The 25,633-nt window shown below is 71.5% G+C and carries 22 protein-coding genes and 2 pseudogenes; 8 read left to right on the top strand and 16 right to left on the bottom strand.

Going from position 1 to position 25,633, the window contains the following annotated elements; translation table 11 throughout:
* Positions 1 to 59: 59 nt before the first annotated feature.
* The 3 genes from AB0761_RS14675 to AB0761_RS14665 all read right to left on the bottom strand — a co-directional run bounded on the left by AB0761_RS14675 (position 60) and on the right by AB0761_RS14665 (position 1,574).
* On the bottom strand, positions 60 to 473 hold the full coding sequence (locus AB0761_RS14675) for an anti-sigma regulatory factor (protein ID WP_055587339.1): 414 nt from the start codon (positions 471 to 473) through the stop codon (positions 60 to 62).
* A gap of 281 nt (positions 474 to 754) precedes the next feature.
* Entirely contained in the window at positions 755 to 1,228 is a 474-nt protein-coding gene (locus AB0761_RS14670; RefSeq protein WP_377269442.1) for a GNAT family N-acetyltransferase, read from the bottom strand.
* A 64-nt stretch (positions 1,229 to 1,292) separates the two neighbouring features.
* The gene (locus AB0761_RS14665) at positions 1,293 to 1,574 is read right to left on the bottom strand and encodes a UBP-type zinc finger domain-containing protein (protein ID WP_377269441.1); all 282 of its coding nucleotides are present in this window, start codon (positions 1,572 to 1,574) and stop codon (positions 1,293 to 1,295) included.
* A 162-nt stretch (positions 1,575 to 1,736) separates the two neighbouring features.
* Here AB0761_RS14665 and AB0761_RS14660 point away from each other — a divergent pair, with 162 nt between their 5' ends.
* Positions 1,737 to 3,359, top strand: coding sequence for a Na+/H+ antiporter (locus tag AB0761_RS14660; protein ID WP_377269440.1), 1,623 nt, complete (start codon positions 1,737 to 1,739; stop codon positions 3,357 to 3,359).
* A gap of 607 nt (positions 3,360 to 3,966) precedes the next feature.
* Here the strand turns inward: AB0761_RS14660 and sodN are convergent.
* Entirely contained in the window at positions 3,967 to 4,362 is a 396-nt protein-coding gene (gene sodN, locus AB0761_RS14655) for a superoxide dismutase, Ni (protein WP_377269439.1), read from the bottom strand.
* Positions 4,363 to 4,557: 195 nt separating this feature from the next.
* Between sodN and sodX the strand changes: the two genes are divergently transcribed.
* Positions 4,558 to 5,055, top strand: coding sequence for a nickel-type superoxide dismutase maturation protease (sodX, locus tag AB0761_RS14650; RefSeq protein ID WP_377269438.1), 498 nt, complete (start codon positions 4,558 to 4,560; stop codon positions 5,053 to 5,055).
* Here sodX and AB0761_RS14645 read toward each other — a convergent pair.
* Entirely contained in the window at positions 5,039 to 5,638 is a 600-nt protein-coding gene (locus tag AB0761_RS14645; RefSeq protein WP_377269437.1) for a CGNR zinc finger domain-containing protein, read from the bottom strand. The two genes, sodX and AB0761_RS14645, sit on opposite strands and share 17 nt — an antisense overlap.
* A gap of 173 nt (positions 5,639 to 5,811) precedes the next feature.
* On the opposite strand from AB0761_RS14645, the gene AB0761_RS14640 reads away from it, so the two are divergent.
* Complete coding sequence (locus tag AB0761_RS14640; protein WP_377269436.1) at positions 5,812 to 6,318, top strand: SigE family RNA polymerase sigma factor; 507 nt, start codon at positions 5,812 to 5,814, stop codon at positions 6,316 to 6,318.
* Positions 6,315 to 7,052 (top strand): hypothetical protein, encoded by a 738-nt coding sequence (locus AB0761_RS14635; protein ID WP_377269434.1) that lies wholly within the window; start codon positions 6,315 to 6,317, stop codon positions 7,050 to 7,052. Before AB0761_RS14640 ends, AB0761_RS14635 begins: the two co-directional genes overlap by 4 nt.
* Positions 7,053 to 7,109: 57 nt before the next feature.
* Here AB0761_RS14635 and AB0761_RS14630 read toward each other — a convergent pair.
* The 4 genes and pseudogenes from AB0761_RS14630 to AB0761_RS14615 form a co-directional block, all read right to left on the bottom strand.
* Positions 7,110 to 7,888 (bottom strand): annotated as a pseudogene (locus tag AB0761_RS14630) (amino acid ABC transporter ATP-binding protein).
* A gap of 8 nt (positions 7,889 to 7,896) precedes the next feature.
* A complete protein-coding gene (locus tag AB0761_RS14625) occupies positions 7,897 to 8,826 on the bottom strand; it encodes an amino acid ABC transporter permease (protein WP_377269432.1) in 930 nt (309 codons plus the stop codon).
* Between the two features lie 82 nt (positions 8,827 to 8,908).
* On the bottom strand, positions 8,909 to 9,805 hold the full coding sequence (locus AB0761_RS14620) for an ABC transporter substrate-binding protein (protein WP_377269431.1): 897 nt from the start codon (positions 9,803 to 9,805) through the stop codon (positions 8,909 to 8,911).
* A 269-nt stretch (positions 9,806 to 10,074) separates the two neighbouring features.
* On the bottom strand, positions 10,075 to 10,995 hold the full coding sequence (locus AB0761_RS14615) for an ABC transporter substrate-binding protein (protein WP_377269430.1): 921 nt from the start codon (positions 10,993 to 10,995) through the stop codon (positions 10,075 to 10,077).
* A gap of 626 nt (positions 10,996 to 11,621) precedes the next feature.
* On the opposite strand from AB0761_RS14615, the gene AB0761_RS14610 reads away from it, so the two are divergent.
* Positions 11,622 to 12,818: an NADP-dependent malic enzyme gene (locus tag AB0761_RS14610; protein WP_377269428.1), complete on the top strand. Its 1,197-nt coding sequence runs from the start codon at positions 11,622 to 11,624 to the stop codon at positions 12,816 to 12,818.
* A 109-nt stretch (positions 12,819 to 12,927) separates the two neighbouring features.
* Positions 12,928 to 13,890: a zinc-binding dehydrogenase gene (locus AB0761_RS14605; protein WP_377269427.1), complete on the top strand. Its 963-nt coding sequence runs from the start codon at positions 12,928 to 12,930 to the stop codon at positions 13,888 to 13,890.
* A gap of 157 nt (positions 13,891 to 14,047) precedes the next feature.
* Here AB0761_RS14605 and AB0761_RS14600 read toward each other — a convergent pair.
* Together AB0761_RS14600 and AB0761_RS14595 are read right to left on the bottom strand one after the other, a co-directional pair.
* Positions 14,048 to 15,095 (bottom strand): annotated as a pseudogene (locus tag AB0761_RS14600) (helix-turn-helix transcriptional regulator).
* Positions 15,092 to 15,985 carry a DUF4097 domain-containing protein gene (locus tag AB0761_RS14595; protein ID WP_377269425.1) on the bottom strand — a complete coding sequence of 298 codons (894 nt, stop codon included), beginning with the start codon at positions 15,983 to 15,985 and terminating at the stop codon, positions 15,092 to 15,094. Before AB0761_RS14595 ends, AB0761_RS14600 begins: the two are co-directional and overlap by 4 nt.
* A 197-nt stretch (positions 15,986 to 16,182) precedes the next feature.
* On the opposite strand from AB0761_RS14595, the gene AB0761_RS14590 reads away from it, so the two are divergent.
* A complete protein-coding gene (locus AB0761_RS14590; RefSeq protein WP_377269424.1) occupies positions 16,183 to 17,424 on the top strand; it encodes a S1 family peptidase in 1,242 nt (413 codons plus the stop codon).
* 60 nt (positions 17,425 to 17,484) lie between these two features.
* Here the strand turns inward: AB0761_RS14590 and AB0761_RS14585 are convergent, their stop codons facing one another.
* The 5 genes from AB0761_RS14585 to AB0761_RS14565 form a co-directional block, all read right to left on the bottom strand.
* Complete coding sequence (locus AB0761_RS14585) at positions 17,485 to 17,664, bottom strand: DUF6104 family protein (RefSeq protein ID WP_055590939.1); 180 nt, start codon at positions 17,662 to 17,664, stop codon at positions 17,485 to 17,487.
* Between the two features lie 136 nt (positions 17,665 to 17,800).
* On the bottom strand, positions 17,801 to 21,517 hold the full coding sequence (locus tag AB0761_RS14580) for a multifunctional oxoglutarate decarboxylase/oxoglutarate dehydrogenase thiamine pyrophosphate-binding subunit/dihydrolipoyllysine-residue succinyltransferase subunit (RefSeq protein WP_377269423.1): 3,717 nt from the start codon (positions 21,515 to 21,517) through the stop codon (positions 17,801 to 17,803).
* 283 nt (positions 21,518 to 21,800) lie between these two features.
* The gene (locus AB0761_RS14575) at positions 21,801 to 22,934 is read right to left on the bottom strand and encodes an ATP-binding protein (protein WP_377269421.1); all 1,134 of its coding nucleotides are present in this window, start codon (positions 22,932 to 22,934) and stop codon (positions 21,801 to 21,803) included.
* Between the two features lie 42 nt (positions 22,935 to 22,976).
* Positions 22,977 to 23,693 carry a response regulator transcription factor gene (locus AB0761_RS14570; RefSeq protein WP_377269420.1) on the bottom strand — a complete coding sequence of 239 codons (717 nt, stop codon included), beginning with the start codon at positions 23,691 to 23,693 and terminating at the stop codon, positions 22,977 to 22,979.
* A 296-nt stretch (positions 23,694 to 23,989) separates the two neighbouring features.
* On the bottom strand, positions 23,990 to 24,664 hold the full coding sequence (locus AB0761_RS14565; RefSeq protein WP_377274096.1) for a spermidine synthase: 675 nt from the start codon (positions 24,662 to 24,664) through the stop codon (positions 23,990 to 23,992).
* A gap of 223 nt (positions 24,665 to 24,887) precedes the next feature.
* Here AB0761_RS14565 and AB0761_RS14560 point away from each other — a divergent pair, with 223 nt between their 5' ends.
* The gene (locus tag AB0761_RS14560) at positions 24,888 to 25,616 is read left to right on the top strand and encodes a rhomboid-like protein (RefSeq protein ID WP_377269419.1); all 729 of its coding nucleotides are present in this window, start codon (positions 24,888 to 24,890) and stop codon (positions 25,614 to 25,616) included.
* Positions 25,617 to 25,633 lie beyond the last annotated feature (17 nt).

The following is a 25,633-nucleotide window of genomic DNA, read 5'->3' as shown; positions in this document are numbered from 1 at the left end:
CGAAGGAGGTCCGGGCCGCTTGTGCGGCGGCGGTGACGCCGCCGCGCAAGCGGCCCGCCTCACAGCTGGCCGGGGCCGGCACCGCGCTTCTTGTGCAGGCTGATGGAGACGGTGCGGTCCTCGGCCACCGTCGACTCGACCTCGCCGGCCAGCGCGGAGAGCACCGTCCAGGCGAAGGTGTCGCGCTCGGGGGCGCGGCCGTCGGTCGTCGGGGCGGAGACCGTCACCCGCAGCGAGTCGCCGACCAGGCGGAACTCGCAGGAGAGAACGGAGCCGGGCACCGCCTGCTGGAGCAGGATGGCGCAGGCCTCGTCCACCGCGATCCGTAGGTCCTCGATCTCGTCCAGAGTGAAGTCCAGTCGGGCCGCGAGGCCGGCGGTCGCCGTCCGCAGAACCGAGAGGTACGCCCCTGCCGCGGGCAGTCGGACTTCCACGAAGTCCTTCGCTCCGGGCTCGCCGTCGTTCTGGGACACCCTCACCTCCTGGGTGACACGCCGTGCTTCCGGCCCCTGAGGGCCACGGCCATGGCTGCTTGCCTCACACTCTTGCACCCCGGTCTCCCGGGGCATGCTGCGACACATACCGGTCATACCCTGACGGGCTGCCCGGACGCCCCGCATCCGCTGCGACGCTATCGCGATCGAGGGCCCGATGTCGCCGCTCAAGCAGGTCGCCACGTGAACGGGGGAGTCGCCGGGACACTCATGGTAAGCCTTCCGGCACACAGTGTGTGCACCCTTGCGCCGCCGTGAAGTCAGCTCTGCGCGAGTTCCGCCAGCGGCTCACCGGTCATCCGGAAGACGGTCCACCCGTCCATCGGCTCGGCGCCGAGCGACTTGTAGAAGCCGATCGACGGCTCGTTCCAGTTGAGCACCGACCACTCCAGCCGGGCATAGCCGCTGCGGGTGCAGATCCGTGCCAGCTCGCTCAGCAGCGCCCGGCCGTGGCCGGCGCCGCGGGCGTGCGGCCGGACGTAGAGGTCCTCCAGGTAGATGCCGTGGGTGCCGCGCCAGGTGGAGAAGTTGCGGAACCAGAGGGCGAATCCCGCCGGGTCGCCGGCGTCGTCCTCGGCGATGTGCGCGAAGACCGCGGGCTGCTCGCCGAAGAGCGTCCGGTGCAGCTGCTCCTCGGTGGCCAGGGCCTCGTGCAGGGCCTGCTCGTACTCCGCAAGCTCACGGATCATGGAGTGCAGTATGGGGACATCGTGGGCTGTGGCGGGGCGGATCATGTCTGCGAGGGTACTTGGGGGCCCCCGGCGGCGGCCAACGCCGTCCCCGGCCCCGCGGCACGCCCTAGACCAGTCGGCGCTCCACATAGCACCAGCGCCATTCCTCGCCCGCCTCATAGGAGCGCATCACCGCATGCCCGGTCTCCTCGAAGTGCGCGGTGGCATGCCGGGCGGGCGACGAGTCGCAGCAGCCGACATGTCCGCACAGCAGGCACTTGCGCAACTGCACCGGGTGCTGCTCGGACTCCTCGCAGCGCCGGCAGCTCTCCCCGGAGCTGGGCGGCTCCGGCTCCGGCAGCCGCGCGGTGTGCGCGCAGCCCGCGCGCCGCGCGGTTTCCCCGGACACATCGCGCCTGCGTGTGCTGCGATACCTCTCGAACACCGGTCCCCTTCCCCCGACCACTGGCAGTGCGGTCCCATCATCCCCTTTCGCCTCCCCGCCCCGCACCCGCCGCCCCCGCCGTCCGCCCCTTCCGTCCGCCCCGCGAACCCCAGGAACCTGCGCCCCATGACTCACGCCAGCTCCAGCGCCGATCTCCTGCTCCTTGTCGCAGGCAGTACCGCCGTGGCCGGACTCGCCCGGCGGCTGGGCACCTCGGCGCCGCTCCTCCTGGTCGCGGTGGGCCTGCTGGCCTCCTATCTGCCCGGGGTGCCCGCCTATGCGCTGGACCCCGGTCTGGTGCTGCCCCTGGTGCTGCCGCCGCTGCTGTACACCGCGGCGCTGGACAGCTCCTTCCTGGGGCTGCGCGCCCATATGCGGCCGGTGGCGCTGCTGTCGGTCGGCTATGTGCTCTTCTCCACCGTGCTGGTGGGGCTGGCCGCCCACCTGCTGGTACCCGGGCTGCCGATGCCCGCGGCCTTTGTACTGGGCGCGGTGGTCGCCCCGCCGGACGCGGTGGCCGCCACCGCGGTCGCCCGCCGGGTCGGCCTGCCCCGGGTGATCACCACCATCCTCCAGGGTGAGAGCCTGGTGAACGACGCCACCGCGATCACCGCCTACCGGGTGGCACTGGCCGCCGCCGTCGGCGAGGGCTTCTCCTGGGGCACGGCCGTGGGGGACTTCCTGGTGGCCGCGCTGGGCGGGGCGGCGGTGGGGCTGGCGCTGATGGTGCCGCTGCAGTGGGTCCGGGTCCGGCTGGCCGACCCCCTGCTGCTCAACACCTTCTCGCTGCTGGTCCCCTTCGCCGCCTATGCGGCCGCCGAGGCCTTCCATGCCTCCGGGGTGATCGCCGTGGTGGTGGTCGGCCTCTACCTCGGCCACCGCGCCCACGCGGTGGACTTCGCCACCCGGCTCCAGGAGGAGGCGGTGTGGCGGATGGTGTCCTTCGTGCTGGAGTCCACCGTCTTCGCGCTGATCGGCCTGCAACTGCGGCTCATCCTGGCCGAGCTGGGCGGCTACGACCCCGGGCAGCTGGCGATCTGGGCCTCCGCGATCCTCGGCGTGGTGATCGCCGGACGGTTCCTGTGGACGTGGCCGGTGACCTATCTGCCGCCGCTGCTCACCCGCCGGCGGCGCCGCCGCCGCGGTCTGCCGCCGGCCCATGTGAAGCCGTGGACCTTCAGCTTCGTCATGGCCTGGGCGGGGATGCGCGGCGTGGTGTCGCTCGCGGTCGCCTTCTCCGTACCCGCCACCGACGACGCGGGGCACCCCTTCCCGGCCCGCGAACTGATCCTCTTCCTCACCTTCGCGGTGGTGATCGGCACTCTGCTGATCCAGGGGCTGACGCTGCCCGCCCTGGTACGGGTGCTGCGGCTGCCGCAGCCCGACCAGCAGCGGCTGATCCTGGTCGAGGCGCAGGCCCAGAGCGACGCCTCACAGGCCGCACACAGGCGCCTGGACGCCCTGCTCCAGCAGACCCGCAACCGGCTGCCCGCGGCCCTGGAGACCCGGCTGCGCCGGGTCCTGGACCGCCGCCAGAACGCCGTCTGGGAGCAGCTGGGAGCGGTCCACGAGGAGACCGGCGAATCCGCCGACGCGACGTACCGCCGGCTCAGCCGGGAGACCATCGACGCCGAGCGGCGGGCCTTTGTGGACCTGCGCGACCAGGGCCGGATCGACGACGAGCTGCTGCGGCGCCTGGTCCGGCGGCTGGACTTCGAGGAGGCCATGGTCGACCGCGGCGAGGAGTGACCGCCTCCGGGCCCGCGGCGCCGACGGCATCGGCCGAGGGCATCGGGCCGACGGCGGCCGGGGGACGGGAGCCGCAGTGGTGGCCGCCCCGCCCGCCGCGGCCGCCCCACGGCGCCCGGCCGGGTGCCGTCCCGCCGGCTGTGCTGCCGGATCCCTCGGGGACCTGCACACCGCCGGCCCCGGGCCGAGGCCCCCGATCCCCCGCAGGACGCCGGGCCGTCCGCTCGGCAGCGCGCCCCCGCATCCGCGCCACTGCTCGGGCGCAGGAAGGTGGAGGGCGCGATGGAGCCGTCAGCCGTCAGCCGCCCGGGGCCCGGTGATGGTGCTCGGGTCGGCGCTCGCGAGCGGCCATGCGCCGCCCGCGCCCCTGCTGCGGCCGTTCTTCGTCCGGGCATCCACCACGGCGCGAGCGGGCGTCAAGCGGCGGTACCCGGCCGTGCGTTGGCGGGCGGCGGCACGCATCCCGCGGACCCCTGGGTGCCCGAGGCCGGGCGAAAAGCACCGCACCCGGTCCATGCGGACTCCGTGCTCGGGAGTCCCGCGGACCGGGTGCGGCGAGGTGACCTGCAGAAAAGGTAGTGGCGCAGGCCAAAAGCATGATCGAGGATCAGGCCTTCTTGGTCTCCCAGAAGATCTTGTCGATCTCGGCGATCAGGTCCAGCAGGGCCTGGCCGGTGGCCGGGTCCGTCGAGGCCTTGGCGGCGCTGGCGGCCTTCAGGGCGTCGTTGAAGAGCTGGTGGAGCTGCGGGTACTTCTCGAAGTGCGGGGCCTTGAAGTAGTCGCTCCACAGCACCGAGAGGTGGTGCTTGGCCAGCTCCGCGCGCTGCTCCTTGATCACCACGGCGCGAGCGCGGAAGTGGGCGTCCTCATTGGCCTGGTACTTCTCCTGGACGGCCTTCACGGACTCGGCCTCGATCCGGGCCTGGGCCGGGTCGTACACACCGCACGGCAGGTCGCAGTGGGCATGAGCGGTGACCCGCGGTGCAAACAGACGAGAAAGCATGGGAGTCCTTCCTCCGTGATCGTCTTCCCGGTGCGAGATTACCCCGCATCCGGCAGTGTTTCGCGCTTGCCCCCGGGGTCCTAGGGCAAAAGTCGGAGGGGCGTGGACACTCGGCGGAGGCGGCTGCCCGGCGGATCGGGGCGTGCGGGATGCTGGGGTCTGGACGAGACGTCTGGGACCGGGTAGGTGTGAGGCATGGCGCTGAAGCGGCGGCAGGACGGCGACCCCTACGGGGCGGGGCTCGGTGTCCTCGAGGAGGAGTCCGAGAGCGGCGGCCGGGTGACGGCCCCGCTCGGGATGGTGGACGTGTCGGGGCCCTCGATGCAACCGACGCTGAACCACGGTGACCAGGTGCTGGTGCGCTACGGGGCCCGGCTGCGGCCGGGTGCGGTGGTGGTCGCCAGGCACCCGCTGCGGCAGAACCTGCTGCTCGTCAAGCGCGCCGTGGAGCGGCGGCGGGGCGGCTGGTGGCTGCTGTCGGACAACTCCTTCGCGGAGGGCGACAGCCGGGACTTCGGCGCGGTGCCGGACGAACTGGTGCTGGGCCGGGTGCTGCTGAGGCTGCGGCCGGACCCGGTCTGGCTGGCGCCGGCCGGCTGGCTGGAGCGGCTGCTGCGGAGGCGGCCGCTGGGCCGGGTGCCGGGTCTGGCCACCCGGTTCGGCGTCTTCACCCGGATCAGCCCGGAGATGTGACCTCCTGCTCCGCGGTCGTCAGCGACTCCTGCCGCTTGCGGGCCCGGTAGGCGGCGACATTGGCCCTGGTGGCGCAGCGGTCTGAGCAGTACCGCCGGGAGCGGTTGGTCGAGGTGTCCAGATAGGCGTTGCGGCAGGGGGCTGCCTGGCAGATGCCGAGCCGGTCGGCGCCCAGCGAGGTCAGGTGCATGGCCAGGCCCATGGCGGCCAGCGCGGCGTAGCTGGCGGTCGCGGTGGCGGCGCTGTCCGCCAGGTGCAGATGCCAGCGCGGGCGCCCCTCCTCGTCCAGCAGGTCGTGGCCGGAGACCACGGGGCTGACCGGGTACTCCACCAGCAGCCCGTTGAGCAGGTCCACGGCCTGGGTCTCGGCGCCCTCGGACGCCGCCTCGAAGACCGCCCGCAGCCTGGCCCGCACGGCACGCAGCCGGGGCAGGTCGGCCTCGTCGGCCATGCTCGCGGTCCGGGTCCCGGCCCCGGAGAGCTGCCGTACGGCGTCCAGCGAGGTGAGGGCGTCGGTCCCGCGTGCGGGCTCCTCGCTGTTCACCAGGCGGACGGCGTACTCCGCATAAGAGGCCAGCTCCACGATGTGCGGTCCTTACTGTCGGCTGTCGGACATCCGTAATGCCCGTGCTCGATACCAGGGTATTACCCGGCGATCCGGTGCGGGATCACTGCAACCCCCGGGGCGCTCCACGGCACTGAACAGTTCGAGGGCCGCCCGACCGGGCGGCCGACCGAGAGCCGAAAGGGGAGGGGATGGCGCAGGACGAGAAGGCCCTGCACGACTTTGTCGCCGGGCGGCGCACCGCGCTCTTCCGCAGTGCCTTTCTGTTGTGCGGAGACCGGGACGAGGCCGACGACCTGGTCCAGTCGACGCTGGTGAAGGTGATCCTGGGCTGGCGCCGGCTGGAGCGGCTGGACAACATCGAGGCCTACGCCCGGCGCACCCTGATGAACACCTTCATCTCGTCGCGTCGCCGCTTCTGGCGCCGGGAGCGCCCGTTCGGGGAGCTCCCCGAGCAGGCCCATCCCGGAGTGGACAGCGATCTGGGGCTGTCGGTGCGGGCCGCGCTGTCCCGGCTGCCCGCCAAGCAGCGCGCGGTCCTGGTGCTCCGCTACTGGGAGGACCTCAGCGTGGAGACCACCGCGGAGATGCTCGGCATGCGGCAGAACACCGTCAAGAGTCACGCGGCAAGGGGGGCGGCGGCTCTGCGGGCGCTTCTCCCGACGGAAGCTCTGGTACTTCAGAAGGAGGCGGCATGAACGACATGATCGACAGCCCGGTGCGGGATCTGCTGGGTGCAGCGGTGGGTTCAGCGGAGTCCGGCGTCCACGGGGGGACGGCGGAACTGTTCGCAGCGGCCGCACGGGTGCGCCGACGTCGCCGGGCCGGTGTGATCGGCGGCGCGGCGGCCCTGGCGGCCGGGGCGACGCTGCTGGCACCGCAGCTGAGCGGCGGCTCCGCCGCACCGCAGCAGCAGACCACGGTGGCGTCCAGCGGCAAGCCGGCGGCCCCCGACCAGGCCGTGGCGCACCTGCGGAAGCAGCTGCCGGGCGTCGGGAAGATCGAGCGGACGCTGCTGGACTTCGGCGCCCCGGGCAAGAACGAGATCATCAAGCCCGAGCAGGGGGCGCTGGAGGGCATCTACTCGGTGAGCAAGGCGGGACGCACCGGGTACTTCAGCATCGACCTGCGGGAGTACGGGGTCGAGCCGGGCAAGGACCCCAAGTTCAACTCGCCCGACTACAACGACTGCAAGACCGGCGGGACGGCGGACTGCAGCTATGAGCGGCTGAGCGACGGCAGTCTCACCATCTACCGAGTGGACGGCGGCGACCTGGTGGCCCAACGGCGGCTGACCGGCCGGGGCGACATCATGGTCATCGACAGCCGCGGCAACCGCGCGGCGCTCGGCCCCGAGATGGCCGCACCGCCGCTCAGCAGGGAGCAGCTGCGGAAGATCGCCCTGGACCCGGAGGAGCTGGCCAAGCCCTGACCGGCCCGGAAAAGCACGACGGCGCGGACCCCGGACGGGGCCCGCGCCGTCGGCTGTTCAGAGCACCTTGGACAGGAACGCCTTGGTGCGGTCGTGCTGAGGGTTGGTCAGGACGTCGCGCGGGTGGCCGGACTCCACCACCACACCGCCGTCCATGAAGACCAGGGCGTCGCCGACCTCGCGGCGAAGCCCATCTCATGGGTGACCACGACCATGGTCATGCCCTCCTCGGCGAGCTGCCGCATGACGTCCAGGACGTCACCGACCAGCTCGGGGTCGAGGGCCGAGGTGGGCTCGTCGAAGAGCATCAGTTTGGGCTCCATGGCCAGGGCGCGGGCGATGGCCACCCGCTGCTGCTGGCCGCCGGAGAGCTGGGACGGGTAGTTCCCGCCCTTGTCGCCGAGCCCGACCCGCTCGAGCAGCTGTGCGGCCTGCTCGCGCGCCTCGGCCTTGCTCCGGCCCTTGACCCGGACCGGGGCCTCCATGATGTTCTCCACCGCGGTCATGTGCGGGAAGAGGTTGAACCGCTGGAAGACCATGCCGATGTCGCGCCGTTGCAGCGCAACCTCGCTGTCCTTCATCTCGTACAGCTTCTCGCCCTTCTGGCGGTAGCCGACGAGATCGCCGTCCACCCAGAGGCGGCCGGCGTTGATCTTCTCCAGATGGTTGATGCAGCGCAGGAAGGTGGACTTGCCCGAGCCGGACGGGCCGATCAGGCAGAACACCTCGCGTGGCTTGACCTCGAGGTCGATGCCCTTGAGTACCTGGACGTGGCCGAAGGACTTGTGCACGTCCTCGGCCTTGACCATCGGGACGCCGGAGTCCTTGGTGAGCATGTCGGACATCAGAGCGCGCCTCCCGAGGTGCGCAGGGAGAACAGGTTGGCCCTGATCTTCTGCAGCGGCGTGGCCGGCAGGTTGCGGCTGGAACCGCGCGCGTAGCGCCGCTCCAGGTAGAACTGGCCGATGCTGAAGATCGTGGTGAGCACCAGATACCAGAAGCAGGCGACGAAGAGCAGCTCCATCACCGCGAGGTTGTTGGTGTAGACGTTCTGCACCTTGAGCATCAGCTCGGGGTAGGTGACGGTGAACGCCAGCGACGACGTCTTGAGCATGTTGATGTACTCGTTGCCGGTCGGCGGCACGATCACCCGCATCGCCTGCGGAAGCACGACGCGCCGCATCGTCTGTCCCCTGGACATGCCCAGCGCGTGGGACGCCTCGGTCTGGCCCTCGTCCACGGACTGGAGGCCCGCGCGGACGATCTCGGCCATGTAGGCGCCCTCGTTGATGCCCAGGCCCAGCAGGGCGGCCACCAGAGGGGTGATCACCTTGTTGGTGTCCTGGCCGAACATGGTGGGGAAGACCAGGGCCAGGTTCCACCAGATGAGCAGTTGCACCAGGACCGGCGTGCCCCGGAAGATCCAGATGTAGAGCCAGGCGACAAAGGACATCACCGGGTTGCCGGACATCCGCATCACCGCGGCGAGGACGCCCAGCACCAGACCGAGGACCATCGAGATCACGCTGATGAAGAGCGTGTTCCCGGCGCCGGCCAGGATCTGGGAGTTGAAGAGGTAGTGGCGGGTGATGCTCCAGGTGATCTTGCCATGGGCGAAGGCGAGGACCAGCGCCGCGATCACGGCGAGCACCAGCACGGCGGAGACCCAGCGGCCGTAGTGGCGGACCGGGATCGCCTTGATGGGGTGGCGGGGGGAGACGGTTGTCGCGGAGGGCTCCGGGCCCTCCGGAACGTCGCCGGGGGAGGTCGTCACGGAAGGGTGCCTCTCGGACTTGCGGGAGCTTACGAGCCGTCCGGCCCAGCCGCCGTGCGGGGCGGCCGGGCCGGACCGAAGGTCAGGAACCGCCGTTGATCTGCACCGAGGTGACGGCGCCCTGCTGGACCTTCCACTTGTCCATGATCTTGGCGTACTCGCCGTCGGCGATCAGCGCCTCCAGGGCGGCCTTGACCGCGTCCCGCAGCTGGGTGTTCTGCTTGGAGACCGCGATGCCGTAGAGGCCGGCCTGGATCTGGTCGCCCACGACCTCGAAGTCGTTGCCGCCGCCGGAGGTCTGCGCGTTGTACGCGGCCACCGGGAAGTCGTTCAGGTCGGCGACCGCGCCGCCGCCCTTGATCTTCAGCAGGGCCTCACCGTCGTGCGCGTAGGCCTGGACGGTGAGCTTGCACTTCTTCGCCTGCTCGTTGGCGATGTCCTCGTTGGTGGTCGCCTTCTGGAGGGCCACCGTCTTGTTGCAGAGGTCGTCCAGGGACTGGATCTTCTCCGGGTTGCCCTTCTTGACCAGGATGGAGGTTCCGGCCTTGAAGTAGTCGACGAAGTCGACGCCCTTGCCCTGGCGGTCCTTGTTGTCGGTCATCGCCGACATGACCAGGTCGAAGCGCTTGGAGTCCAGGCCCGTGATCAGGGTGTCGAAACCGCTGTTCTGGATCTGGAACGTGACCCCGAGCTGCTTGCCGAGCGCCTCGGCCAGGTCCGGGTCGATACCGACCGGCTTGCCGTCCTGCATGAACTCGACCGGGGCGTAGGCGACCTCGGAGCCGACCTTGACCACACCGGACTTCTGGATGTCGGCGGGCAGCTTGGAGAAGAGCGGCGCCTTGGAGGCGGCGCTGCTGGGCTTGGTCGGCGTGCTCTTGGAGCCGCCCTGGCTGCCGCAGGCGGTCAGCGAGAGGGAGCCGGCCACCAGCACCGCACCGGTCGCGAACAGGCGGTGGCGGAGGGAACGTGCAGTCATTTCGGGTGATCCTCCTGATGGGAAGGTCTTGTCAGCGATTGCGCGGTAGCGCGGCGCGCCCCCAGGGGGCGAACCGGGTCTTGCGGTGTTGCTGCTTGAGTGCACGCCGTTGTGCGAGCCGTGCCGCGACCAGTGATGGCGGCATCTTGCCACCTCGACCCCGCTGAGCGGACCCTCGCCCAGATCAAAATCGGATAACGGGGATGAAGTCGGCCCAGGCGTCCCAGCATGCAGACACAGTCGGTGCGGCAGAGGTCCTGCGGGGCTGGTCACCCGCCGTTGACCACCGCGTTCTGTGCGGCGCCGGCGGCGAGGTTCCACTTGGCGAGGATCTTGTCGTACTCGCCGCTGATGATGATCGCGTTCACCGCGTCGGCCAGTACGTCCCGCAGTGCGGTGTTGGTCTTCAGCAGGGCGATCCCGTACGGGGCCGGCTGCATCTGCGGCCCGGCCACCTCCAGGGCGGTGCCGTTGGAGTACCGCTGGGCGTTGTAGACCGCGACCGGGAAGTCGTTCATGTCCGCCGCGACGGCGCCCGCCTTCAGCTGGGCCAGGGCCTGGTCGTCGGTCCCGTAGCGCAGCACCTTCAGCGGCTTGCCCACGGTCTTGCAGGGCGCCTGCTGGCGGGTGGCGATGTCGTCCTGGGTCGTCCCCTTCTGCAGGGCGATGGTCTTGCCGCAGAGGTCGGGGAGCTCGGTGATGTGCTGCGGGTTGCCCTTGGCGACCAGCAGCGAGGTGCCGGCGATGAAGTAGTCGACGAAGTCGAGCGGAACCGCGCCGGGCTTGGGGTCGCCCAGTGCGTCCGTGCCCTCGCGGCGCTCCTTGTTGTCGCTCATCGCCGACATGACGGCGTCGATGCTGCCGTCCTTGAGCTCCGTGGGCAGCTTGTCGAAGCTGACGTTCTGCACCTCGACCCGCAGACCGAGCTTCCTGCCGAGGGCCGCTGCGATGTCGGGGTCCAGGCCGACGGCCTTGCCGTCGCTGCCCTTGGACTCCACCGGTGCGTAGCTGAGGTCCGATCCGATCCTCAGCACCCCGGCGTCGCGGACCTTCTGCGGCAGCCGGTCATGCAGCGATTTGGGCTGGGTGGCTCCGCCTGTGCCGGATCCGCAGCCGGTCAGCAGCAGCGAACCGGCGGCGATCACGGCACCGGCGGCGGCAGTGCGGCGGCGTATCGGGCGTGCAGTCATAGTTCCTTGGCCTCCTGCTGTAGCGGGGTCGCCACGGTTGAGCCCGGCCAAGGCGCGGTGGTGCCGCACGCTTGTCGGTGGTCCGTCGGGCGGCACGTCGTTGTGGGGGCCGTGCACAACCGGTGACGAAAGTGGATCCTCCCATCCCGCTCTGCCGAACCGGTCACCCGGTGTGTCAAAATCGGGTAACGGGTGACCCCCGTAAGCGCAAGCAGGCCGCCGGATCGGGACCGATCCGGGGTGTACAGGACCGGAAGTCAACGACGCCGACTCCGGATCCCAGGCACCACAACCCTCCGCGCCCGCTTGTCCGCACTGCTCCCGGCGCTTTCGGCGTGCACGTTCCGACCGCCGTGGCAGTGCTCCGCTTCCTCAGGCCCGGTTCCGCCGCCGCAAGGGTGACGGGCACGTGACGAGGGGGAGAAGGCTTGGATGTGCGGCCTTTGTCCCGCCTAGGCTCAAGCCGGTACCGATCGGAAGCGTCCAGCATCACATCTGACACCCTCACCCTGAGGGCGCGCCGCCCGGCAGTCGCGCCCGTCCCACCGGCGTCCTCGCGGACGCCGGCGGACGAGACGTACCCGCCGCCCGACCGCGCCCCCGACGACGAAGACGAAGAGGTCATCGTGGCAGCGGAGATCATCCATCCCCACACGGCGGACACCGGCGACCCCATCGACCCGGCCTTCGCACTCCACCGCGGCGGCAAGATGGAGGTCCGCGCCACCGTGCCCGTGCGCGACGCGGACGACCTGTCCCTCGCGTACACCCCGGGTGTCGCCCGGGTCTGCACCGCCATCGCCGAGCAGCCGGAGCTGGTGCACGACTACACCTGGAAGTCCTCCACGGTGGCCGTGGTCACCGATGGGACCGCCGTGCTGGGCCTGGGCGACATCGGCCCGGAGGCGTCACTGCCCGTGATGGAGGGCAAGGCGATCCTCTTCAAGCAGTTCGGCGGTGTGGACGCCGTCCCGCTGGCGCTGGACTGCACCGATGTGGACGAGCTGGTGGAGACCGTCGCCAGGCTCGCGCCCTCCTTCGGGGGCATCAACCTGGAGGACATCTCCGCCCCCCGCTGCTTCGAGGTCGAGCGGCGGCTGCAGGACCGGCTGGACATCCCGGTCTTCCACGACGACCAGCACGGCACCGCCATCGTCACCCTCGCCGCGCTGTGGAACGCCGCCCGGGTCACCGGGCGGGAGATCGGCGAGCTGCGCACCGTGATCAGCGGCGCCGGCGCGGCGGGCATCGCCATCGCCAAGATCCTGCTGGAGGCCGGCATCGGCGATGTCGCGCTCTGCGACCGCAAGGGCGTCGTCCACGAGGGCCGTGACGACCTCACCCCCGTGAAGCGGATGGTCGCCGAGCTCACCAACAAGGCGGGGCTCACCGGCTCGCTGGCGGACGCCCTCAAGGGCGCCGACGTCTTCGTCGGGGTCTCCGGGGGAACCGTCCCCGAGGAGGCGGTGGCCCGGATGGCCAAGGACTGCCTGATCTTCGCCATGGCCAACCCCACGCCGGAGATCCACCCCGATGTCGCGGCCCGGTACGCCGCGGTGGTGGCCACAGGCCGCTCCGACTTCCCCAACCAGATCAACAATGTGCTGGCCTTCCCCGGCATCTTCGCCGGTGCCCTCCAGGTCCGGGCGTCCCGGATCACCGAGGGGATGAAGCTGGCCGCAGCCGAGGCGCTGGCCGCCGTGGTGGCGGACGAACTGTCCGCCGACCGGGTCATCCCCAGCCCCTTCGACGAGCGGGTGGCCCCCGCGGTCACCCGGGCCGTCGCGGAGGCCGCGCGGCGTGAGGGTGTCGCCCGGCGGTAGCCCGGCGGTAGGCCGGTGGGTGCCCGGACGGCCGGGGTGTGGACCGCGCGGTGGATGTCACACCGTGGCGCGGTTCCACGCCCCGGCCGTCGCGGCTAGGGTCCGGATCATGTTCGCTGCCTATGCCGCACGTATCGACCGCGACGACCCGCTGAGTGGTCTCGAACTGGGGGAGCGACCGGAGCCGGAGGTACGGCCGGGCTGGTCCACGGTGACCGTGAAGGCCGCCTCCCTCAACCACCATGACCTGTGGTCACTTCGTGGCGTCGGACTGCCCGAGGAGCGGCTGCCGATGATCCTCGGCTGCGATGCGGCGGGGATCGACGAGCAGGGCAACGAGGTGGTGGTCCACTCGGTGATCGGCCAGTCCGGGCACGGAGTGGGGCCCGGCGAGCCGCGGTCCATCCTCACCGAGCGCTACCAGGGCACCTTTGCGCAGCAGGTCTCGGTACCCACCTGGAACCTGCTGCCCAAGCCCGCCGAGCTCTCCTTCGAGGAGGCGGCCTGCCTGCCCACCTCCTGGCTGACGGCCTATCGGATGCTCTTCACCAACGCGGGAGTCAAGCCCGGTGACACGGTGCTGGTGCAGGGCGCCGGCGGCGGGGTGGCGACCGCGCTGATCGTGCTGGGCAAGGCGGCCGGACTGCGGATGTGGGCCACCAGCAGGGACGAGGCCAAGCAGGCCAGGGCGCTGGAGCTGGGCGCCGACGCGGCCTTCCCCAGCGGGGCGAGGCTGCCCGAGCGGGTCGACGCGGTGATGGAGACCGTGGGCGCCGCGACCTGGGCGCACTCGGTGAAGTCGCTGCGGCCCGGCGGCACCGTCGTGATCTCGGGTGCCACCTCAGGGCCGAACCCGCCGAGCGCCGAGCTCACCCGGATCTTTTTCCTGGAGCTGAAGGTGGTCGGTTCCACCATGGGCTCCAAGGAGGAGCTCGCGGGGCTGCTGGCGCTCTGCGCCAACTCCGGCGTCCGGCCGGTGATCGACACCGTGCTGCCGCTGGCGGAGGCGAGGGACGGCTTCGCCAGGATGGCCGAGGGCGATGTCTTCGGCAAGATCGTGCTCGCCCCCTGACGGCAACGGCGGGGACGCGCGCAGCAGTGCCCCTGCCAGGACGGCCGGCTGTGCGGCTCCGCGCCCTGTGAGGGCGCAGGGAGCCGCACAGCCGGCCGTGTGCACCGGTCCGGCACCCGGGCCGGCCCTGGGCCGGGCGGGTGTCGTCGGGCCGGTCCTAGCCGCGCAGCAGCCGCTCCGCCGCCTCGGCCAGGATCGCGCCGGAGCGGGCCAGCTGGGCGGGGGAGACCCCGTGGTCGCGGGCGCCGTCCCGGATCCGGTCCCGGAAGCGGTCCAGCAGCCGCTCCAGCTCCCGCACCGGGTCGCCCGCCGGGTCGGTACGGGCCCAGTCGGGCAGCGGCGCCCGGTCCGCCGCTTCGCCCTTGTCCAGGTGGATCCTGTCCGGGTCGACCTTGTCCGGTTCGACCTTGTCCGGGTCGACCTTGTCCGGGTCGACCCGCTCCGTACGCGCCGTCGGGGCGCCCCACCTGCCCGGATCGGCCAGCCCGGCCAGGCCCCTGGTGAGCTCCGCCAGGCCTTCACTGAGCCCGGTCGGCCAGTCGCCGCGCGCCGCGTGCTCGCGCACCTGCTGCTCCACCCGGTGCTGCAGCCGACGGGCCTCCGCCTGTGCGGCCGCCCCGGCGGCATGCGCGCTCTCCCGGACCCGGCGGGCCTCCTCATGGGCCTGCTTCAGCTGCTCCTTGGCCTGCTTGATCTGCTCCTTGGCCTGCCGCGTCTGCTCCTTGGCCTGGGTGCGGTGGCGGACGTACTCCTCCTTGGCGTGCCGCCAGCCCTCCTTGTCCCCGAAGGACTCCGCCCCGCGGCCTGAGGCGGGGCCCCGCTGGGACTCCTGGGCGGCGCGGCATCTCCTCGCGGAGGTCCTTGGCGGAGTCCCGGACGTCCTCCCGGATGGCCTCGGCCAGCTGGGAGACCGAGTCCCGGATCTCCATCTCCAGCTCCGCCAGCTCTCCCTGGCGTGAGGTCAGTTCTGCCCGGCCCGCCTCGGTGATCCGGTAGACCTTGCGGCCGCCCTCGGTGCTGTGGGTGACCAGGCCCTCCTTCTCCAGCTTGGCCAGCCGGGGGTAGACCGTGCCGGCGGAGGGCGCGTACAGACCGTGGAAGCGCTCCTCCAGCAGGCGGATCACCTCGTAGCCGTGCCGGGGCGCCTCGTCCAGCAGCCGCAGCAGATAGAGCCGCAGCCGACCGTGGGCAAAGACCGGGCTCATGCGTCGCCGTCCTTCTTGGTGAGATCGAGGCGCGGGCCGTCGGTGCCGTCCTCGGGGCCCGCGTCGCCGTCCGCCTCGGCCGGCCGGCGCAGCAGGGCGACCGAGCCGGAGACGGTGGTCACCTGGAGCTTGCCGGTGCCGGCCCCCAGGCGGCCGGAGAGCCGCCGGGCTCCCCAGGAGCCGTCGATCCGCAGCTCGTCGAAGGCGCTGGAGACCTGGCCACTGCTGGTGCCGGCCTCCACCCGGGTGTCGGCCGGGTGCGGCACCCGTACGGCAACCTCGCCGGAGACGGTGTTGAGGTGGACGTCCGCGGGGCCGTGGCAGTCCAGGTCGACGGTGATGGAGCCGCTCACCGAGTTGGCGTGCAGCCGGTCGGCGGTGCCCTCGACCACGGTGAGCCCCCCGGAGACGGTCTGCATCCGCAGCTCGCCGGAGACCGCCTGGGCGTCGATGTCGCCGGAGACCGAGCTGGCCTCGACCCGGCCGGAGACCCGGACCAGGGTGGTGTCGCCGCTGGCGCCGCGGACGGTGACCCGGCCGGAGATCCCGGAGACCACCGAGTCGCTGCTGACCGTGCCCAGCTCCACCCGGGCCTGGGCCGGCACCGCGAGGGAGACCACCGCATGGCGTTTGCGGCGCCAGGAGTCGATGTAGGAGGCGATCGTCTTCCAGGAGAAGTCGCGCCAGGCGAGGTCGCTGTAGCCGACGGTGAGGGTGCTGCCGTCGAGGCTCACCTCCAGCGGCGGGCCGTCGAGTTCGCTGACCTCCAGCCGCGCCGGTCCGTCGGTGGCGACCACATGGACGGCGCCGGCGACGGTGCGCACCTGGAGGGCGCTCACCGGTTGGTCGAAGATGATCTTCTCGGGTCCGTCGACGGTCCACTGCGGCATGGCTGTCCCTCCCGTTGGGCGTGCGACATATCGCGTCGCTCTGATGAACACGATATATCGCGTCCCGTGGAAGTCAAGCACGTACGGCGCCCGCGACTGAACCCGCGCCCCACCGGCCGGCGTACCCCCCCGCGATGGAACGCTCCGCAGGGTGCCCCGCCGGGAGCGTGTACGCACGGTCACGCTGGAGGTATCCGTTGAGTCACGCAAGGCAGCGAAACAAGCGGCGCATCGGCGCGCTGGCAGCGGTCGGCGGCCTGGTGGCCGCCGGGGTCGCGGTCTCCGGTGCATTCGCCGCCCAGTCGGGCGGCACCCCGAGCGGCACCGGGCCGGCAGCCACCGCCGCGCGCCTGCCGGGTCCCTCCGCCGCCACGCTGGCCCGCACCCTGGTGGCCAGGCTCGGCAGCGCCAGCACCGCCGGCGGCTGGATCGCCGCCGACGGCAGCCCGGTCGTCGCGGTCACCGACGGCACCGCGGCCGCCGCCGTACGCGCCGCAGGGGCGACCGCGAAGCTGGTGGGCCGCAGCAGCGACCAGCTGGCCGCGGTCACCGCGGCGCTGCGCTCGGCGCCGCGGGTCCCCGGTACCGCCTGGTCCGTGGACCCGGCCACCAACCAGGTGGTGCTGCAGGCCGACCGCACCGTCTCCTCCGCCGACTGGCAGCGGCTCTCGGCCACTGCGGCGCAGCTCGGCGGCGGGGTGCGGATGGAACGCACCGAGAGCACCTTCACCCCCCGGATCGCCGGCGGGGACGCGATCTTCACCAGCAATGCCCGCTGCTCGGCCGGCTTCAATGTCACCGACGGGCAGCAGAGTTTCATCCTCACCGCCGGGCACTGCGGTCCGGTGGGCAGCCCATGGGCCGCCGATGCCGCGGACGCCCAGCCGCTGGGCAGCACCGTCAGCGACACCTTTCCCGGCAGTGGGGACTTCTCGCTGATCAGGATCGACAGCGCGGGGGTGGACCAGCCCAGTGCGGTGGACCTGGGCAACGGCTCCTTGCAGCAGATCACCCATGCCGCCGACGCGGTGGTCGGTGAGCCGGTCACCCGCAGCGGCTCCACCAGCGGGGTGCACAGCGGCCGGGTGACGGCCCTGGACGCCACCGTCAACTACCCGGAGGGCACGGTGACCGGCCTGATCCAGACCGATGTCTGCGCCGAGCCCGGGGACAGCGGAGGCCCGCTGTTCGACCAGGACGCCGCGATCGGGCTGACCTCCGGCGGTGACGGCGACTGCACGGTCGGCGGGACGACCTTCTTCCAGCCGGTGACCACCGCGCTCCAGGCGCTGGGGGTGCAGATCCCGGCGGCGGGAGCCGGTCAGGGCGCACCGGCCGGGACGGCGCCGTCCGCGACGGCGGCCGCGCAGCCGGCCGGTGCCCCGGGCGGCGACGGGCTGCAGAGCCGTCGGAGGCTGAGCCGCCACCGGCACCGCTGAGGGCCGGTCAGCACTACGGAGAGGCCCGTGGACCGGATCGCCCCGGTCCACGGGCCTTCGTCACTCCTCGTCCTCGTCGTCGAGCCGTGCCAGCCAGGTGGCCAGCCGCTCCACGGGGATCTCGAACTCGGGATTGAGGTCGACGAACTCGCGCAGCCGCTCGGAGAGCCACTCGAAGGTGACCTCCTCGTCGCCGCGCCGGCTCTCCAGCTCCTCGATCCCGCGGTCGGTGAAGTACACGATCTGCTCCGCACTGACGTCGATGCCGTAACTCCAGGTCAGGATAGACCGGGAGAGGACGCAGCCGGGCCCGGCCACCGCACTGCTGCGGTGGCCGGGCCCGGGTTGCTGTCCGTGCGGACGGGCGCGGTGCCCGTCAGAGCGAGAAGACTTCCTCCATCAGCTGCTGCTGCTCCTGCTGGTGGCGCTTGGCCGAGCCCACCGCCGGGGCGGAGGAGGCCGGGCGGGCCACCCGGCGCAGTCGGCCGCCGCCGGCGTTCTTGCCGATGACCACGTCGAGGTGGTCGATCAGGTTGAGCGCGATGAACGGCCAGGCGCCCTGGTTGGCCGGCTCCTCCTGGGCCCAGACGTACTGGACGTTGTCGCCGTAGGGCGCCAGGGCCTCCTGGAGCTCCGCGATCGGCAGCGGGTAGAGCCGCTCGATACGGACCAGGGCGGTGTCGGTGATCCCCCGCTCGGCGCGGGCCGCGGCCAGGTCGTAGTAGACCTTGCCCGCGGTGATGACGACCTTGCGGACGTTGGCCGGGTCCACGCTGTCGTCGGCGATCACCGGGCGGAAGCCGCCGCCGAGGAACTCCTGGGTGGCGGAGGCCGCGGCCTTCAGCCGGAGCATCGACTTCGGGGTGAAGACGACCAGCGGCTTGTGGTGCGGGTTGTGGACCTGCCAGCGCAGCAGGTGGAAGTAGTTCGACGGCAGCGTCGGCATGGCGACCGTCATGTTGTTCTGCGCGCAGAGCTGGAGGAAGCGCTCGGGGCGGGCCGAGGAGTGGTCCGGTCCCTGGCCCTCGTAGCCGTGCGGCAGCAGCAGGGTGACGCCGGAGGTCTGGCCCCACTTCTGCTCGGCGGAGGAGATGAACTCGTCCACCACGGTGGCGGCGCCGTTGACGAAGTCGCCGAACTGGGCCTCCCACATCACCAGCGCGTTCGGCCGGGCCAGCGAGTAGCCGTACTCGAAGCCCATCGCCGCGTACTCGCTGAGCAGCGAGTCGTAGACGGTGTAGCGGGCCTGGTCCTCGGTGAGGTAGAGCAGCGGGGTGTAGTCCTCGCCGGTGTGGCGGTCCACCAGCACCGCGTGGCGCTGGCCGAAGGTGCCGCGGCGGCTGTCCTGGCCGGCGAGGCGGACCGGGCGGCCCTCCATCAGCAGCGAGCCGATGGCCAGGGTCTCGCCCATGGCCCAGTCGATGGTGTTGTCCTCGACCATGGCGGCGCGGCGCTGGAGCTGCGGCAGCAGACGCGGGTGGACGGTCAGCCAGTCCGGCAGGTTGACCTGCGAGGAGGCGATCCGCTTGACGGTCTCCTCGGAGATGCCGGTGGAGACGGCGACCGGGAAGTCCGGCAGCGGGGAGGTGGCCGGGGCCGCCTGCGGCACCGCGTCGCGGACCTCGGCGAAGACCTTCTCCAGCTGGCCCTGGAAGTCCTGGAGCGCCTGCTCCGCCTCCTCCAGCGTGATGTCGCCGCGACCGATCAGGCCCTCGGTGTAGAGCTTGCGCACCGAGCGCTTCTTGTCGATCAGGTCGTACATCAGCGGCTGGGTGAAGGACGGGTTGTCGGCCTCGTTGTGACCGCGGCGGCGGTAGCAGATGAGGTCGATCACGACGTCCTTGTTGAACGCCTGGCGGAACTCGAAGGCCAGCCGGGCCACCCGGACCACGGCCTCCGGGTCGTCGCCGTTGACGTGGAAGATCGGCGCCTCGATCATGCGGGCCACGTCGGTGGAGTACATCGACGAGCGGGAGGCGGCCGGGGCGGCGGTGAAGCCGACCTGGTTGTTGACCACCACGTGCACGGTGCCGCCGGTGCGGTAGCCGCGCAGCTGCGACATGTTGAGGGTCTCCGCGACGACGCCCTGGCCGGCGAAGGCCGCGTCACCGTGGATCTGGATCGGCAGCACGTCGAAGGCGGTGCCGGCCTTGTCCAGGATGTCCTGCTTGGCGCGGGCGATGCCCTCCACCACCGGGTCCACGGCCTCCAGGTGGGAGGGGTTGGCGGCCAGCGAGACCTTGATGGTCTCCCCGTCCAGACCGGTGAAGGTGCCGGCGGCGCCCAGGTGGTACTTGACGTCGCCGGAGCCGTGCATCGACTTGGGGTCGAGGTTGCCCTCGAACTCGGCGAACACCTTGCCGTACGGCTTGCCGACGATGTTGGTCAGCACATTGAGGCGGCCGCGGTGGGCCATGCCGATGACGGCCTCGTCCAGCCGGTGCTCGGCGGCGGCGTCCAGCACCGCGTCCAGCAGAGGGATCAGCGACTCGCCGCCCTCCAGCGAGAACCGCTTCTGGCCGACGTACTTGGTCTGCAGGAAGGTCTCGAACGCCTCGGCCGAGTTCAGCCGGCGCAGGATGCGCAGCTGCTCCTCGCGCTCCGGCTTGGCGTAGTGGTTCTCCACCCGCTCCTGGATCCAGCGGCGCTGCTTGGGGTCCTGGATGTGCATGTACTCGATGCCGACGGTGCGGCAGTACGAGTCGCGCAGCACGCCCAGGATGTCGCGCAGCTTCATCATCCGCTTGCCGGCGAAGCCGCCGACCGCGAACTCGCGCTCCAGGTCCCACAGGGTGAGGCCGTGCTCCACGACGTCCAGGTCGGGGTGCTTGCGCTGCTTGTACTCCAGCGGGTCGGTGTCGGCCATCAGGTGGCCGCGGACCCGGTAGGAGTGGATGAGCTCCATGACGCGGGCGGTCTTGTTGACCTCGTCGTCGTGGGTGGCGGCCACGTCGGTGGCCCAGCGCACCGGCTCGTAGGGGATCCGCAGCGACTCGAAGATCTCGTCGTAGAACTCGCTGCCGCCCAGCAGCAGCTGGTGGATCTGGCGCAGGAACTCGCCGGAGGCGGCGCCCTGGATCACCCGGTGGTCGTAGGTCGAGGTCAGCGTCATCACCTTGGAGACGCCGAGCCGGGAGAGGGTGTCCGGGGCGGAGCCCTGGAACTCGGCCGGGTACTCCATGGCGCCGACGCCCAGGATGGTGCCCTGTCCGGGCATCAGGCGCGGCACGGAGTGCACGGTGCCGATGCCGCCGGGGTTGGTCAGCGAGACGGTGACCCCGGTGAAGTCGTCCATGGTCAGCTTGTTGGCGCGGGCCCGGCGGACGATGTCCTCGTAGGCCTGCCAGAAGCCGAAGAAGTCGAGGGTCTCGGCCTTCTTGATGGCCGCCACCACGAGCTGCCGCTCACCGCTGGGCTTCACCAGGTCGATGGCCAGGCCCAGGTTCACGTGCTCGGGCTTGACCAGGAAGGACTTGCCGTCCTTGACGGTGTAGCTGTGGTTCATGCCGGGCATGGCCTTCAGCGCCTGCACCATGGCGTAGCCGATGATGTGGGTGAAGGAGACCTTGCCGCCGCGGGCGCGCTTGAGGTGGTTGTTGATGACGATGCGGTTGTCGATCAGCAGCTTGGCCGGGACGGCGCGCACCGAGGTCGCGGTGGGGAGCTCCAGCGAGGCGTCCATGTTGGTCGCCACGGCCTTCGCGGGGCCACGCAGCGGGACCAGCTCGGGGCCGTCGGCCTGCGCCGCGGGGGCGGCGGCCGGCTTCGCAGCGGCCGGCTTCGCGGGGGCCGCCTGCGCGGCGGGGGCGGCGGGCGCGGCGGCGGCCGGAACCGGCTGTGCGGCGGCGGGCGCGGGAGCAGGGGCTGCGACAGGGGCCTGCGCGGGGGCAGGGGCCGGGGACGCGGCCTGGGGGGTCACTGAAGTCACCTCGGTACCGGGCTTGTAGTCGGCGAAGAAGTCCCACCAGGCGCGGTCGACAGAGTTCGGGTCCTGGAGGTACTGCTGGTAGATCTCGTCGACAAGCCATTCGTTGGGGCCGAAGCCCGCAGAGCTGGTCGAGCTGTTGGAGGTATTCGGGGACTGTGGCGACACGGCGCTAACCGCCCTCTTCCGCTTCCTTTTGGGATGGTGGACAGCGGAGAACAAGGCTACGCCCCTGACATGTGATCGCGCAGTTCCCGGGGGCCCGTCGTCGCCCAGATCACAGCCGTCGAGGTCAGTTTGGCGTGAAACATGTGGTTGAACCGCTCGAAGCATGGGAAGGGCGAGGTTCCGCTTTGCTCGTCAACCACTGACAAACCGGACATATTCCTCGATTGGCCGGCCGCTTCGGGTGGCGTCGGACGCCTCGGCGTCCGAATGTCCCGGTTCTGCGTCAAACGTGCACAGGGGTGCCACCCGGAAGGGTGACCAGGATCCGGCAACCCCGCTCGGCCTCCGCCACCCTGATCTCCCCGCCGTGCAGATCGACCGCCCAGCGGGCGATGGCCAGCCCCAGACCGGTGCCGCCGTCGCTGCCCGGCCCCGAGGCGGTGGAGGCGGTACCCCGGCCGAACCGCTCGAAGACCCGGGCGCGGTCCGCCTCGGGGATGCCGGGGCCCTCGTCCAGCACCTCCAGGACCAGCTCGCCGGGCTGCTGCCCGCCGCGGGCCAGCACCGTCACGGTGCCGTTCGGCGGGCTGTGCTTGCAGGCGTTGTCGACCAGGTTGGCGACCACCTGGTGGAGCCGCTCGGCGTCCGCGACGGCGGTCAGCTCGGCCGGCGCCACCTCGAGGTCCAGGGTGACGTCGGCGCGCCGCTTGGTGGCCCCGCCGGAGGTGGAGCCGTCCACCGTGACCCCTCGCAGAACCCCGGCCAGAAACGGCCGTACGGCGAACTCGCGGGCGTCCAGGGGGACCACTCCGTCGGAGATCTTCGACAGGTCCAGGAGATGGGCGACCAGCCGTCCCAGCCGCTCGGTCTGCTCCAGCGCCGCCGACATGGTGGCCGGATCCGGTCGCACCACGCCGTCCACCACGTTCTCCAGCACCGCGCGCAGTGCCGCGATCGGGGTGCGCAGCTCGTGCGAGACATTGGCCACCAGCTCGCGGCGGTGGCGGTCGGCGGCCTCCAGGTCGGCGGCCATCCGGTTGAAGGTGGCGGCCAGCTCGCCCACCTCGTCGCGGGAGGTGGCCTCGACCCGCCGGCTGTAGTCCCCGGCCGCCATCGCCTTGGCGGCCGCCGTCATGTCGCGCAGCGGGGAGGTCATGCCGTTGGCGATCATCTGCATGAAGAGCAGCGAGGCGATCATCGAGAAGATCATGATGACCCGGATCCGGGTGTCCGACTGCACGGCGATCACCACCATGCCGCTGGCGACCACCACCGACACCATCACCAGCACCGCCAGCTTGGCCTTGACCGAGCGCATCGGGTCCAGCGGCCGGATGTCGCTCCAGAGCCGCCGTGCGGCCCGGCCGAACGGGCCCGGCCGACGGCCGCCTTGCTCCAGCTGGTCGGTGTACGTCATCGCGGCCCCCATGTCACTCCGGTCACCGCCCCGCGCCCCCGGTCAGGGGGTGGGGGCCTCCAGGGCATAGCCCACGCCGTGCACGGTGCGGATCCAGTTGGCGCCGATCTTCCGGCGCAGCGCCTTCACATGGCTGTCCACGGTGCGGGTACCGGAGGCGTCTGTCCAGTCCCACACCTCGGCCAGCAGCTGCTCCCGGGTGAGCACCGCGCGCGGCTGCTGGGCCAGGCAGGCCAGCAGGTCGAACTCGGTGGGGGTGAGGTGGACGTCGGATCCGGCGACCCGGACCCGGCGCTGCACATGGTCGATCTCCAGCTCGCCGAGGCGGATGGAGCCGGTCGCCGGCGTACGGGCGGCCAGCTGCGCCCGCTCCACACGGCGCAGCAGCACATTCACCCGGGCCGCGAGCTCCCGCATGGAGAACGGCTTGGTCATGTAGTCGTCGGCGCCCACGCCGAGGCCGACCAGCATGTCGGTCTCGTCGTCGCGGGCGGTCAGCATCAGTACCGGGACGGGGCGCTGCGCCTGGATGCGGCGGCACACCTCCAGCCCGTCGAATCCGGGCAGCATCACATCGAGGACCACCAGATCCGGCTGCCAGGTCTGGAAGCAGTCGACGGCGTTGGGGCCGTCGTGTGCCACGGCGACCTTGAAGCCCTCCGCGCCCAGCCGGGCCGCGATGGACTCGGCGATCGTGGGCTCGTCCTCGACCACCAGCACCCGACGCTGTGCACTCGGGTTGCCGTTCTCCTGCTGCATCTCTGTCACGGTCACGCCACCGCCCCCAGGGCCTGCAGGTCCCGGCGCTCCCTGGGGGGAGGGCCGGTCCTGCTCTCGTCTCGTTCCGTCAGCTCCAAGCCACGGTGCCGTGCCTGTCCGCCGCACGCGGCCCACGAGGCCCGGAGTGTGGGGCTCCGGTCCCGCGGGTGGCCGACGAGTGGATCGAGGGCCACCGTGCGCAGCGTATGCACAGGTCGTGTCTCCCGGGAGAGGCCCGGGCACAACCGCACCACAGGCCTCATCGGGACGGCACAGCCCGACACCTTACCCAGCGATCATTCCACTTGTGATGCCAGGTACACGACATCGGGGGCGCCCCTATCCACCAGGACGTCCATCCGGCGCACCCGGGCGAAGCGCGCCCGGAGCCGCTCCTCGAAGTCCGGCGCCGGTGCGGCGCTCCACACGGCGAGCACCCCGGAGGGCGTCAACACCCTTTGCAGGACGGTGAGTCCGGCGAATCCGTAGAGGCCGCCGTTGGCGTCGGTGACCGTCCAGTCGGGCCCGTTGTCGATGTCCAGGCAGACGACATCCCAGCGGTCCCTGGTTCCGCGGAGATGGTCCAGCAGATCCGCGATGACCACCTCTGTTCGCGGATCCTTCAGCGAGCCTGCGGAAAAGCGCCCCAAGGGACCGGAGTGCCACTCCACCACGGCCTGCTCCCGCTCCAGCACGGTGATCCGGCTCAGCGCCGGATCCGCCGCGGCCTCGGCCAGCGAGAAGCCCGCGCCGAGGCCGCCCACCAGCAGCGACGGGCGCGGTACCGGCGTCGCGTCCAGCGCTGCGCGCACCAGCAGCCGCTCGGAGCGGCCGTCGGAGGTGTCCATCAGAAAGCACCCGTTGGCGATGATCTCGAAGACCGCGGCCTCGCCCTCGCCCCGCCGGCGCAGCACCACCTCCCCGTAGGGGCCGTCGCGCCGGTCCAGCACCCGGGCGGTTGGCTCGGCCATCCGGGTGAGGGCGGTTGCGGGGGTCGGCGGGGTGGCGGAACTCACAGGTGAAACCCTCCGTGAACGCACTGGTCGGTCGCGACACGCCCATCCTGGGGGGTCGCGGCGGCGCCGGTCCACCTGTTCGCAGCTCATTCGGCCGCCCTACGGTGGAAGCTGAAGCACGGAACCGTGCCGGGCGCCCCCGCCCAGGCCGAGCACCCGTCCCACCCGTGGAGGCGCCATGGCGGACACCGGGCAGCGCACGCTCCGCCCGCTCGGCGGCGCCGGTCTGCTCCGCCGCATCGGCCGGCTGCTCCCGGCGCCCGGCCGGACCCCCTTCACCTTCTGGTACCTGGTGCTGCTGCTCGGCACCACGCTCTACGCCCGCTGTGCGGACCCGGTCTCGGTGCGGGCCGCCGTCGTCGCCTCCAGTACCGACGGCTGGCATCTGCTGCACGTCCCGCTGCGGGTGCTGCTGTTCAGCGCGTTCTGGACGGCCGGGCCGCTGTGGTCGCCCTATCTGCTGGCCTTCGCGGTGGCCCTGGCGCCGCTGGAGCGCAGGACCGGCTGGCTGCGCACCCTCCAGGTCTTCGCCACCGGGCATGTGCTGGCGACCCTCGCCTCCGAGCTGCCGCTGGCGCTGCGGGTGCTCTACGGCCCGCTGGCCCCCAGTGCGCTGCACCGGGTGGACATCGGGGTCAGTTACGGAGTGCTGACCTGCCTGGGGGCGTTCACCGGGCTGCTGCCCGGGTGGCTGCGGTTCGCCGTGCCGGCGGTCATTGCGGCCGCGGTGCTGGAGCAGGCCCTCACCGGCAGGGATCCGGTGACCGCGATCGGACACCCCGTGGCCCTGCTCGTCGGCCTGCTCCACTGGCGTCTGGTGCGGCGGTGGGCAAGGCCCTGTTCGCCTGAAGCGAACAATGGAACACCGTGGTCGCCCCAAGACTTCAGTCAGAGCAACTCAACTTGACTGACTGGGGAGAGATC

This window comes from Peterkaempfera podocarpi, from assembly GCF_042466665.1.
GTDB lineage: Bacteria > Actinomycetota > Actinomycetes > Streptomycetales > Streptomycetaceae > Peterkaempfera > Peterkaempfera podocarpi.
The sequence above is the reverse complement of the archived record's forward strand: the minus strand, read 5'-3'. Positions and strand labels throughout refer to the sequence as shown.

Coding starts and splice junctions, on each gene's coding strand:
- AB0761_RS14670 (WP_377269442.1), bottom strand. CDS start 1,228: ATGATCCGCCCCGCCACAGCCCACGATGTCCCCATACTGCACTCCATG.
- AB0761_RS14660 (WP_377269440.1), top strand. CDS start 1,737: ATGACTCACGCCAGCTCCAGCGCCGATCTCCTGCTCCTTGTCGCAGGC.
- sodN (WP_377269439.1), bottom strand. CDS start 4,362: ATGCTTTCTCGTCTGTTTGCACCGCGGGTCACCGCTCATGCCCACTGC.
- sodX (WP_377269438.1), top strand. CDS start 4,558: ATGGCGCTGAAGCGGCGGCAGGACGGCGACCCCTACGGGGCGGGGCTC.
- AB0761_RS14640 (WP_377269436.1), top strand. CDS start 5,812: ATGGCGCAGGACGAGAAGGCCCTGCACGACTTTGTCGCCGGGCGGCGC.
- AB0761_RS14635 (WP_377269434.1), top strand. CDS start 6,315: ATGAACGACATGATCGACAGCCCGGTGCGGGATCTGCTGGGTGCAGCG.
- AB0761_RS14620 (WP_377269431.1), bottom strand. CDS start 9,805: ATGACTGCACGTTCCCTCCGCCACCGCCTGTTCGCGACCGGTGCGGTG.
- AB0761_RS14615 (WP_377269430.1), bottom strand. CDS start 10,995: ATGACTGCACGCCCGATACGCCGCCGCACTGCCGCCGCCGGTGCCGTG.
- AB0761_RS14605 (WP_377269427.1), top strand. CDS start 12,928: ATGTTCGCTGCCTATGCCGCACGTATCGACCGCGACGACCCGCTGAGT.
- AB0761_RS14595 (WP_377269425.1), bottom strand. CDS start 15,985: ATGCCGCAGTGGACCGTCGACGGACCCGAGAAGATCATCTTCGACCAA.
- AB0761_RS14575 (WP_377269421.1), bottom strand. CDS start 22,934: ATGACGTACACCGACCAGCTGGAGCAAGGCGGCCGTCGGCCGGGCCCG.
- AB0761_RS14570 (WP_377269420.1), bottom strand. CDS start 23,693: ATGCAGCAGGAGAACGGCAACCCGAGTGCACAGCGTCGGGTGCTGGTG.
- AB0761_RS14565 (WP_377274096.1), bottom strand. CDS start 24,664: ATGGCCGAGCCAACCGCCCGGGTGCTGGACCGGCGCGACGGCCCCTAC.
- AB0761_RS14560 (WP_377269419.1), top strand. CDS start 24,888: ATGGCGGACACCGGGCAGCGCACGCTCCGCCCGCTCGGCGGCGCCGGT.